The 11,319-nt window shown below is 42.4% G+C and carries 9 protein-coding genes; 3 read left to right on the top strand and 6 right to left on the bottom strand.

The window, feature by feature from the left end:
* Window positions 1–399 precede the first annotated feature (399 nt).
* Complete coding sequence (locus tag RMY31_RS08765) at window positions 400–675, bottom strand: hypothetical protein (RefSeq protein WP_322660785.1); 276 nt, start codon at window positions 673–675, stop codon at window positions 400–402.
* Between the two features lie 267 nt (window positions 676–942).
* On the bottom strand, window positions 943–1,851 hold the full coding sequence (locus tag RMY31_RS08760) for a polysaccharide deacetylase family protein (protein WP_322660783.1): 909 nt from the start codon (window positions 1,849–1,851) through the stop codon (window positions 943–945).
* A 399-nt stretch (window positions 1,852–2,250) separates the two neighbouring features.
* On the opposite strand from RMY31_RS08760, the gene RMY31_RS08755 reads away from it, so the two are divergent.
* Window positions 2,251–2,973 carry a TerC family protein gene (locus RMY31_RS08755; RefSeq protein ID WP_322660781.1) on the top strand — a complete coding sequence of 241 codons (723 nt, stop codon included), beginning with the start codon at window positions 2,251–2,253 and terminating at the stop codon, window positions 2,971–2,973.
* Window positions 2,974–3,048: 75 nt separating this feature from the next.
* Here RMY31_RS08755 and ndk read toward each other — a convergent pair whose 3' ends face one another.
* Window positions 3,049–3,498 carry a nucleoside-diphosphate kinase gene (ndk, locus tag RMY31_RS08750; protein ID WP_322660779.1) on the bottom strand — a complete coding sequence of 150 codons (450 nt, stop codon included), beginning with the start codon at window positions 3,496–3,498 and terminating at the stop codon, window positions 3,049–3,051.
* A gap of 196 nt (window positions 3,499–3,694) precedes the next feature.
* Between ndk and speA the strand changes: the two genes are divergently transcribed.
* Window positions 3,695–5,713, top strand: coding sequence for a biosynthetic arginine decarboxylase (gene speA, locus RMY31_RS08745; protein WP_322660777.1), 2,019 nt, complete (start codon window positions 3,695–3,697; stop codon window positions 5,711–5,713).
* Window positions 5,714–5,838: 125 nt separating this feature from the next.
* Here the strand turns inward: speA and RMY31_RS08740 are convergent, their stop codons facing one another.
* The 3 genes from RMY31_RS08740 to RMY31_RS08730 form a co-directional block, all read right to left on the bottom strand.
* Window positions 5,839–7,005 (bottom strand): NDP-sugar synthase, encoded by a 1,167-nt coding sequence (locus RMY31_RS08740; RefSeq protein WP_322660774.1) that lies wholly within the window; start codon window positions 7,003–7,005, stop codon window positions 5,839–5,841.
* 762 nt (window positions 7,006–7,767) lie between these two features.
* Entirely contained in the window at window positions 7,768–8,595 is an 828-nt protein-coding gene (locus RMY31_RS08735) for a segregation/condensation protein A (protein ID WP_322660771.1), read from the bottom strand.
* A 542-nt stretch (window positions 8,596–9,137) separates the two neighbouring features.
* Complete coding sequence (locus RMY31_RS08730) at window positions 9,138–10,235, bottom strand: AI-2E family transporter (RefSeq protein ID WP_322660770.1); 1,098 nt, start codon at window positions 10,233–10,235, stop codon at window positions 9,138–9,140.
* 310 nt (window positions 10,236–10,545) lie between these two features.
* Here RMY31_RS08730 and pdxH point away from each other — a divergent pair, with 310 nt between their 5' ends.
* A complete protein-coding gene (gene pdxH / locus RMY31_RS08725) occupies window positions 10,546–11,190 on the top strand; it encodes a pyridoxamine 5'-phosphate oxidase (protein WP_322660768.1) in 645 nt (214 codons plus the stop codon).
* Window positions 11,191–11,319: the final 129 nt, after the last annotated feature.

Below are 11,319 nucleotides of genomic sequence, written 5' to 3'. Positions count from 1 at the left end.
TGCAACATTTTAGCCTTGACACGCCAGTAGTGGCATGGCAAGGCTAAAATGTTGCATTAAAAATCTCTGAAAAATTGAAGTTTAGACACATAATCGAATTTTTCTATTGCACTACTTTAGCCTTGACACGCCAGTAGGGTGCGTTATGCCTCTGGCTAACGCACCGTCCAAAGGCTTTGGTGCGTTACGCTACGCGATAACACACCCTACAGATACTATTTATTTACGTATATTACGTATATGCGTAAAGATATAAAAAGTATTAGAGCTAATGCCAAGACATTCAATCGTTTCAAACAAAGTAAATTGCCCTCAGATATAAGTCCGGGGCTAGACAAACGAAGTCCATCTAGGCTGCGGCAAAATCTAAAGGCGAACGCAGACTCTCTCAAACACGAATTATTTTACGAGCCTGTATTCTTCCACATCACCCTCAAAAACCAACCAAGTTTGTATAGGAACACCACCCTCTCTAGGCTGAAGTTTATTCTCAAATGTCACTTTCCAGTGGTCGCCACCATATTTCTTCACATCACGGTCAACAGCAGAGGCGAGAAATAGCTCACCAGCTTTAGCCACATACGTTGGATCGGATTTTTTTAAATCACTTGATTGTATCGGAGTTTGCTTAAAAATAGTAGTGCCAATATTTTTGATACGTAAAATGCTGGACATTGATGCATCTCCTAGAATTACAGTTTGAAGCCTTGAAGCTATTTAACAATTTATTTTGCAAAAGTATTCGGGCTAATGCCTCATGTCAAATCTATCACAGCATAACTAAGTAAATAGTCATAGCTAATAGAATTTAAATTTAATGTTACAAATCATGCAGCGCATCTAAAGCGTAGGCACGTTTAAAAATAGTATTTTTTGGTTTCACGGAATTTTATTAGATGACCGATGACTCGATTCAATGTAAAATTTTTCTGGTGTAACAGCTTAGCATTTATCTTTGTAGTCTTTTTGATTATTTACTGTAGAAAGAGTTTCAGCAATTTCTAGCAATTCTTTAGTTGATTTTTGCCGATTAACCATTAAACGAGGAATTTCATAATGATTTTTAGAACAACCATAATTTAGAAGTTCGTCATTGTATAAATAACTAGATAAATAATATTTAGAGACATAGGATTCTACTTGTTGATTATAAGCGCCATAAGGATAAGCAAAATGAGATGCTACTTGTTGGTCTGGATCTAAATCATGCGTACATTTTCTTAGTTCTGTTCTAGCTTGCAGCAGTTCTCTAATTAACTCGCGTCGATTAAGTTTGGTTAAGTCTTGATGATTTAATCCATGAGATTGAATATCATAAAATCCTTTTCTTAAGCCTTCTCTCAATTCATTGCATTCTAGGTGGATTGAATCATTACTTCCTTTCCGAGCTAAACTGCCTGGATTAATAAATAAAACAACTTTGACTTTTTTTCCGTATTTTTTTTGTAACTTATATAAAACAGGCAGTAAATTTGTGTAAACAGTTTTATATCCATCATCAAAAGAAATCATTACAGGCTTTTTTTTCTGATATTGCGAAGGAATTTTTTTAGATTTAGTTAAGAAAAAATCATATAAATCTTGAGTAGTTAAGAACCAATAATCATTAATAATTAACTGTTCTATAAGTTTTTCTATGTCTTGTTTTAAATACTGCATATCCTCTGGATATGAATTACGTATATTACTTTTAGCATCAATGATGCCGTGAAAACCCAAGATAGGAATTATAGGAGTAGTATATTGGAAATTGATAATAGAAAAAAACATCACAAATCCAAGAATTAAGCTGAGAGAAAAACCTTTGGGCTTTGGAGAGTTAACGAAGTTACTATCATGGTTGTCAGTCATATTTGTAGTAGTGCATCCCTTGAGAATCTTGCCAGTATGAAGCTGAAATTCACACTGATAATTTGCAGATTTTCAGTGTATCAGCAAAGACTTAGCAATTACCTTACTGAATAGATTTGCTCGATTTGACAGAATTGATGTTAAGAATTTTTTAATTTTACGTATAATAAAGTACATTTTTGAATGTTCGCAAAGCGAATAGGCGCGTTGAGGTGCAGCGTTACTTTTAGTAAAGCAGTCTGGTGAGTCCAGCACTGCGTTCTGGAATCGCTTGTCCTTGGACATCGGCTTCAGAATGCGCCGCAACCACGTTAAGCTGGATGAAGTAGCAATTTATTGCGCTTTTTATATTAAATTGGCTGTGCCTGTCAATTTTTTTCCCTGCTTGAGAAACCTGGAATGCTAGACCAAATTTTTGATTATTTAAACTTTCATTTCAGCATTGAAGCCCCAATAGTCCTGCTTATCCTAGTGTTTTTAGAGGCGGTGCTATCTGCTGATAATGCGATCGCCCTCGCTGCGATCGCCCAAGGACTGGAAGACAAAGAACTTGAGCGTCAGGCGCTCAACTTTGGTTTAGTCGTTGCCTATGTACTGCGAATCAGCCTGATTTTAACTGCCACTTGGGTACAAAAATTATGGCAATTTGAATTATTGGGTGCTGCCTATCTGCTGTGGTTGGTATTTCAACATTTCACCTCTGAGGAAGCCAAGGACGATCGCCATCATGGCCCCCGCTTCAATTCCCTATGGCAAGCCATACCCGTGATTGCATTTACAGATTTAGCATTTTCCTTGGATAGCGTCACAACTGCGATCGCTGTTTCTCAAGAAACTTGGCTGGTATTGACGGGAGCAACAGTTGGTATCATCACGCTGCGATTCATGGCTGGATTGTTCATCCGTTGGTTGGATGAATTTGAAAATCTAGAGGACGCAGGCTATGTAACAGTAGCTTTGGTGGGTTTGCGTCTGTTGTTGAAAGTAGTGAACGACAATTTGGTTCCGCCAGAATGGGTAATGGTTACTGCGATCGCCCTGATTTTAGCTTGGGGATTTTCCAAGCGCACTCTCACAGAATCACCCCAAGTAGAAGCTGAGAAAACTGAAGTACCCAAATAGGAAGATGGGGGGACGTAGAGACGCGGGGACGCGGAGAATCAAAATGTCTCCCCCTCACCGCGTCTTCCTATCTTCCTACTCGTGCAACCAAGGTGTTAAGTGCGGTTGCCAATTAACTAATTCTTCTTCCTTAAACCACAGCGCTATTTCGTGTTTTGCGGTTTCTGAAGCATCCGAACCATGAATGAGGTTGCGACCGATGTTAATCCCAAAATCGCCTCGAATCGTTCCTGGTTCTGCCGTTAGGGGATTGGTTGCACCAATAATCTTCCTAGCAGAAGCAACGACACCATCGCCTTCCCACACCATCGCTACTACCGGGCCAGAAGTGATAAATTCGACCAAACCAGCAAAAAATGGACGTTGCCGATGAACGGCATAATGCTGTTCAGCTAATTCCCGACTAACATTTAGGAACTTCAAACCCACGAGGGTAAAACCTTTAGTTTCAAAGCGGCTGATAATTTCACCCACCAGTCTCCGCTGTACGCCATCAGGTTTAATTGCTAAGAATGTGCGTTCCAAAGCTATCTCCCAAAACTTAATCAAATTTTTATATGTCTGTTATCAGTGAACAGGCAACGGTCTGATAACTGTTCACTGTTCACTGATTAATGACCAATCAGAGTTTATCTCAGAAATTATCTCTGGGTGCATATCCGTTACAAGATGAATGCGTTAAATTGTTTATTCGTGGGTGAAACACAGAGGTGAGTAAGAAATGGATGTTCAGTCTACTGCTACATCTGATGGGGTGGTTAAACTACCGTCCAATGGACATAAGTCGGAAGTGAAAAATCATAAGCCAAAAAAGCTGCTACCACCTAGTACTACCGCAGGAGATTTACCTCGCTCCTGGAAAATAGAGGATAGCGAAGATTTGTACCGTATTGAAGGTTGGGGACAACCTTATTTTTCAATTAATGCTGCCGGTCATATCACTGTTTCCCCCAAAGGCGATCGCGGCGGTTCGCTAGATTTATTTGAACTAGTCAACGCCTTAAAGCAGCGTAATTTGGGGCTGCCGATGTTGATTCGCTTTTCTGATATTTTGGAAGACCGAATTGAGCGTTTGAATGCTTGTTTTGCCAAAGCGATCGCCCGTTACAACTACCCTGGTGTTTACCGCGGCGTGTTTCCTGTCAAATGCAACCAGCAGCGGCATTTAATTGAGGATTTAGTCAAGTTTGGCAAACCGCATCAATTTGGTTTAGAAGCCGGTTCCAAGCCGGAATTAATGATTGCTTTAGCGATTTTGGATACACCGGGTGCATTGTTAATTTGCAACGGCTACAAAGACCAAGAATACATCGAAACAGCAATGTTAGCCCAAAGGTTAGGGCAAACACCAATTATCGTCTTAGAACAGATTGAAGAAGTCGATTTAGTAATTGCTGCTAACCGCCAGTTAGGGATTAAGCCACTTTTGGGAGTACGAGCTAAATTAAGTACCCAAGGTATGGGACGTTGGGGAACTTCCAGCGGCGATCGCGCTAAATTTGGTTTGACAATGCCTGAAGTCATGGAGGCAGTTGACAAGTTACGCGAAGCAGAATTGCTCGATTCCTTGCAGTTGATGCACTTTCACATTGGTTCGCAAATCTCAGCCATTAATGTGATTAAAGATGCCATCCAAGAAGCCAGTCGTATCTACGTGGAATTGGCGATGTTGGGGGCTGACATGAAATATCTGGATGTTGGCGGCGGCTTAGGTGTAGATTACGACGGTTCGCAAACCAATTTCTACGCATCAAAAAATTACAACATGCAGAACTATGCCAACGACATTGTGGCAGAGTTAAAAGATACCTGTGCGGAGCGTCAGATTACCGTACCAACATTGATTAGTGAAAGTGGAAGAGCGATCGCCTCCCATCAGTCGGTACTGATTTTTGATGTTCTCAGTACCAGCGATGTCCCCCTCGATTCTCCAGAACCCCCACAAGAGGGAGAATCGCCGATTATCAATTACATGTGGGAAACTTACCAATCGATCAACAAAGAGAATTATCAGGAGTTCTACCACGACGCGGCTCAATTTAAAGAAGAAGCCATCAGCCGCTTCAACTTAGGAATTTTGCGTCTGAGAGAACGCGCTAAAGCCGAGCGACTCTACTGGGCCTGCTGCCAGAAAATTCTTGACATAACTAGACAGCAAGAATACGTACCTGATGAATTGGAAGACCTAGAACAAATCATGGCTTCCATCTACTACGTTAATTTATCAGTGTTTCAATCAGCACCAGATTGCTGGGCGATCGACCAACTATTCCCAATTATGCCGATACACCGCCTAGACGAAGAACCCATACGGCGCGGTATTTTGGCCGATCTCACCTGCGACAGTGATGGCAAAATTGATCGCTTTATTGACCTGCGTGATGTTAAATCGGTTTTAGAACTACACTCCTTCAAACCTGGAGAACCCTACTATCTGGGTATGTTTTTGAATGGAGCTTACCAAGAAATCATGGGCAATTTGCACAACCTATTTGGCGACACCAACGCTGTTCACATTCAGCTAACCCCTAAAGGCTACCAGATTGAACACGTCGTCAAAGGTGACACCATGAGTGAAGTGGTGAGCTACGTGCAGTATGACTCTGAAGATATGGTGGAAAACATCCGTCAGCGTTGTGAAAAAGCTTTGGAAGAAAAGCGCATCACCCTAGCAGAGTCTCAGCGGCTACTACAAACCTACGAGCAAAGCCTGCGACGGTATACATATTTGAATAGTTAGGGACTGGGGACTAGCGACTGGGGACTGGGGACTGGCAACTGGGAAGAAATGTAGTTCACAAAAATTAGTTTTCTTGCTAGTGCTTAATACCCAATCCCCAATCGCCGATCTCCGATCCCCAATCCCTAACTCGCGTTTGTCCCCAACAATTCCTCAATCGCTTGCCGCTCAAGGGGGGTATGAGATGGTGGTGTTTGCCGAGCATCGGTAATCAACCAGTCTAAAGAAGCAGCCTGTACATCAATAGCAGCTCCTGTTTTATCTACGCAGTAGCGACCAAACACCAGCTTATCAACTAGCCGGACTCCTGGGCCCAATCGCGACCATTCAAAAATGACGCTATTTTCTACTGTTGCCCCACTGCATATCCAGCAATTAGGGCCAATCATTGCTGGACCGACAATTTTAGCTCCATCTTCTATCCTGGTCATGCCACCAATATAAACTGGGCCTGTGATATCCACCTTGTCCCAATTCACGGCAACATTTAAGCCAGTGTAAATACCAGGGGCAACCTCATGACCCGGAATTTGCACATTCTTAATTTCGCCTAGCAGTACACCGCGAATTGCCCGCCAGTAGTCTGGTACTTTACCAATGTCTACCCATTCAAAATCCATTGCAATGGCGTAGAAAGGGGCACCAATTTCCACCAATTTGGGGAATAGCTGGCTACCAATGTCATATTCAACTCCAGAAGGTATGTACTTAAATACCTCTGGCTCAAAGATGTAAATACCTGTATTGATGTTGGTGCTAAGAGCTTCTTCTGTTGAGGGTTTTTCTTGAAAAGCCTTGACACGACTATTTTCGTCAGTGACGACTACACCATAACTAGAAACTTCTTCCTGTGGAACAGATTTCGTAATAATAGTAGCGATGGAGCCTTTGGATCTATGCCACTTAACTGCTGCGGATAAATCTAGGTCTATTAAAGCATCACCACACAACACCACAAAGGTGTCATCAAAAAATGGCGAGAAGTCTTGGATGCGCCGCATACCTCCAGCAGAACCAATTGCTTCTCCCACCAGTTTACCGTCGTCAATTTTACCTTCAAAAGAATAGGCAATCTGTACGCCAAACCGCTGACCGTCACGAAAATAGTTTTCAATTTCTTCAGCTAAATGGCTAACATTGACCATAATTTGGTCAAATCCATGCTGGCGCAACAGTTCTAGGAGAAATTCCATCACTGGTTTTTGCAGGATGGGAATCATTGGTTTGGGAGTTGTATAGGTAATCGGGCGCACACGAGTACCTTTACCTGCCGCGAGAATCATCGCTTTCATAAAAGTTTATTCCTCAACCACCAGCCAGTTTACTTTCATAGAGTGAGACTTAATCATCAGTTTTTATTTCTGCTCTAAGTAACTCTTAAGAACAGGGATAACAGGAACTTGCTGATTCTTGCAACCAATAAACTTCTTGCAGAAGTCGGTAAAAGTTTAAGGAGTAAGGGTTAAAGGGATTGAAATTTCCTTTTATCCTTAACTTTTTCCCTTTCCCCAGCTTTGGCAAAAGAGCTTTTTGCCAAAGGTCTAATAGGTATGGCCAGATGATAAGCAATTAGTTATCTTTTCAATTTACTCGGATTTTGGAGTCAGTGGGTTGCTCTGGTTCCGAGAATTGAAGCAAGCAGTCCGCTGCAAAGTCAGCACTGTGCGAAGGTTACCTACGTTGAGCCACTGCGTTGGTGTTAGCGCAGCGGTAAGGCAGTCGCAGACCGCGGTTTCTGTCGGTTGCGTTAGCGCAGCGAAGCGCGAGTCCTCGCCCAAAGGGAACCACTGCGACTAGTATCAAGTAGCTTCAGTAGTGCTGAATGTAACACCATAACTAAAAGTTAGGGGATTGAACAAAGAAGACATTTCTTTTTATTGACGACTAAAGTCGCTTACTCTCCAAGCAATTGCCGGGCAACGAGTACTTCATCAGTTCCGAGTTCCGAGTGCTGAGTTCCGAGTAAGGGCTACTCGCTCAGGACTCAGCACTGTTACAGTGATTTTACTGAAGCGAAAGTCCATAAGCTAACCGTAGTCATGCTTTAGACTGGCTCAGTTCATTGGCTGCTCCCAAGGTTGGTAAGTGTTAGCTGAATCTGTAAGCAAGCGAATTTTAATCTCTTGGTAAAACTCCTCTTGAAATAGCTCTACCTTAGATTGAGCCGAGAGCAGTAGTAGTGCCCAGAAAACGCTAACTAAGTGACTGTGTTCTGACTCATGACCAGAGCCATTTTGTTGTGGTTGCTTTGTCTGAGTCCACAACTGTACAAGTTGTTCTAGATTCAAACAATTTTGTTCTAGAAATAGTTCTCTAGCAGCAAGATGCAGCACTTGCTCTAATTCCCCAGCTACTTCTGTCAGATTTTCCTGGTGAGCTAACTCTAGCGCTTCCCGCATCGCTTGGGCACTGGGCTGACGCTTAGGGCGAACAGGTTTGCTGACTTTTTCTACCAGTTTCAACTGGTTCGCCATGAGCTGCAATTGCTCGATCAACTCTTGCAAGGTCACGCGGCGTTTTGGTGGCGGCATTGCCGCTGGGCGGCGACGCAAGTGTCGTTCTAATTGCAGACGATGACCCTGTAACACCCCGTCTTGATTTTCCAACATGACATCATCTGCGATATCCTCCTCTAAACTTTCTACTGTTGTTAATTGCATCAAGGTGTTAGCTTTGAATAACACTAACATCGATGCTGATAAAAAAGCCTGTCCAGATTGAGACAAATCGGCTTCATAGCCTCTAATTGTTGTCTGTGGTGCCATTAGTTCTAAATAACGGTCAATCACTTCAATTACCTGGACATCCCAAGGATCGATTTCCCCCCGTTCAGCTTGCTCAATAAGGATTGTAATTGTTTCCAATAGCTCGGAAGCATTCATTAACAAGTTCTAAGTTAAGTAATGAAAGTTAAAAAGTAGTAAATTTAACAGTAAACCTATTGAGCATTGGCAAAGTATATACTCTATTCATTTACCTCTGCTTCAGCAATTCTGCTTAATATTTTTAGCAATTTGTAATCAGTTCTATTGTGAATTGCGATCGCAGATTGTGCAAGTTTGGACTTGAGGCATCTTAACAAAAATAAGCATTATTTGCATAAAACTAATACCATTTTGGATTTTAAATTTTAGATTTTAGATTGTAAAAGAGTTACTACATAAGCAAACTCAAAAAATTAAATTACCCAATTTATACATCCAATACGACTATCAGATTCTTTCCCTGCTCCACGGCAGTTGCTCCGGAGGGAAACCCTCCCCGAAGTTTGCTTGGAGGGAAACCCTGCGACGCTCAAAAAGCGTAGCGTCTCCCCTTGGGAGAAGACTCGCGCTACGCTATGCAACTTCTCTTTGCAGTGCTGGACTCACCGCACTGCCTCCCCTGCCCCTCTGCTCCCCTAATTTTTCTGCCTTGTGTCTCCTCAATTTGTATTTCTATCTACGGGTGAGTCATGAGCAATAGTAACAGTTGAGACAAATTCATCAGTTTTGCCGCTCTTGATAGCATCGAAAGTGCCTTTGATAGTACCAGCAATCGGCACAGCAACTAGTGTCCCTAACAAACCAGCAATTTCAAAGCCCATTAAAATAGCAACAAAAATCCAGATAGGATTAAGTCCGATAAAATCGCCGAGCAAGTTGGGAGCTAGAAGATTATCTTTAATTTGCTGCATAACAATGGCTGCCACAGCAACTGGAACTGCTAACCACCAATTTTGCATTAATACCAAAATTGTCACTAAACCAATGCCTAAGGTCGCTCCGATAAAGGGAATGAGTTCAGACAAACCAATTAGTATGGCAAACAACAGGGCAAATGGCACTTTCAGAAATAAGAAAATGGGAGTAAGAGTGACTATCATGAACAGCCCCAGCAGCAACTGGCTGAGAAAAAAGTTTTGAAAATTTAGTTGTAAGGATGCGGTTAAGGGGACTCCAATGTTGGCGGGTAAGAGATTGACTAGACCATACCACACGCGATCGCCATATAACAGCATGTAAAATGCCAGCACAACCACTAATACGAAATTGAGTAATCCTGACAACAGTATTCCCGCAAATCCCACCGCACCAGAAGCTAGCTGTTGGACTAGATTTTGAATATTGGCATTGATTTGATTGCTGACAACCCTGAGATCGAGAGGCAATCGTCTTTGCTTCGCGAACTGTTCAAACTGCTCTAGGTTTTCTTGACTGGTGGTCAACCAATCAGGAATCTTATTTAAAAGTTGGATTGTTTGGTCAATTACCATCGGTACTAGGGTGACACCCAGAATCACCAATAGAGTTAAAGTGACAAGCAAAACAATTACAACCGCCTGGGTACGAGTCATCCGAGCGCGTTCAAAGAACTTTACTGGGTAGTTCAGTAAAAAAGCTAGAATCGCTGCAATGCTCAAAATAGTAATGGGATGCTGGAAATAGCGAAAAAGTACTGACAGCAGCCAGACATTGAGAGCAATAATCGGGCCGCTCAGACCATAAATTAATAAACGTTGAAGTGAGGCCGAACGGCGCATGTTATGCAATCGATTTTCGCGACTCCTTGAGAGAATTATTGAAAAAGAATTCAGAAGTCAGAATTCAGAAATCAGAGTCAATTAGTAGGGTATTTAGACCCACTACTAATTGTATACCGCGTTTATTTGAGATTTAGCGGGGTATTTGACCACTTATTCATCCGCAGCTTCGTACAGAATTCATACTGAATTCTAACTCCTGACTCCTGAATTCTGTTTAGATAAAACTGGTGTTAGCACCGATCGTTATCATAGATATTTTTATCAAAGACGTGTATCAGCGTATCTGATAATAAGGAAGCAAATTACGATGGACAAAACCATAGCCGACCTCCGCAAGGACTACACCTTGGAAGGTTTGAGCGAAACTGAGATCGATAACAATCCCTTCATTCAATTTAAAAAATGGTTCGATCAGGCACTGGCAGCCCAACTTCCCGAACCAAATGCTATGACTATCGCTACCGCTATGCCAGACGGTAAGCCTTCGGCAAGAATGGTATTGCTGAAAGATTTTGATGAACGGGGTTTTGTTTTTTTTACTAACTACAACAGTCGTAAAGGACAAGAATTAGCAGAAAATCCCCAAGCAGCTTTGGTTTTTTGGTGGGCAGAACTAGAACGCCAAGTCCGGATTTCTGGGCATGTAGAGAAAGTTTCGGAAAATGAGTCGGATAAATATTTTCACAGCCGTCCTGCTAACAGTCGCTTGGGTGCATGGGTATCTAATCAAAGCGAAGTTATAGAAAGCCGGGAAGTACTAGAGCAACGCTTGCAGGAATTCCAGAGTAAGTATGAAAATCAAGAAATTCCCCGACCGCCACATTGGGGAGGATTGCGAGTGATCGCCGCAGAAATTGAGTTTTGGCAAGGACGCTCCAGTCGTCTGCACGATCGCTTGCTGTATACTCGCTTCAATGATGGCAACTGGAAAATTCAGCGCTTGTCTCCTTAAAGAGCGCTGAGTACAGACGCGATTAATCGCGTCTGTACAAGAGTTAGGAGGTAGAGGGCAGGAGTCAGGAAGCAGAGGGGCAGAAGGGCAGAGGAGAGAATTATTCAATAATTTCTCTGTTTCCCACGT

The sequence above is a fragment of the Dendronalium sp. ChiSLP03b genome (assembly GCF_034531165.2).
In the GTDB taxonomy this organism is placed as follows: Bacteria; Cyanobacteriota; Cyanobacteriia; order Cyanobacteriales; family Nostocaceae; genus Dendronalium; species Dendronalium minutum.
This window is presented reverse-complemented; position numbering and strand designations above follow the sequence as displayed.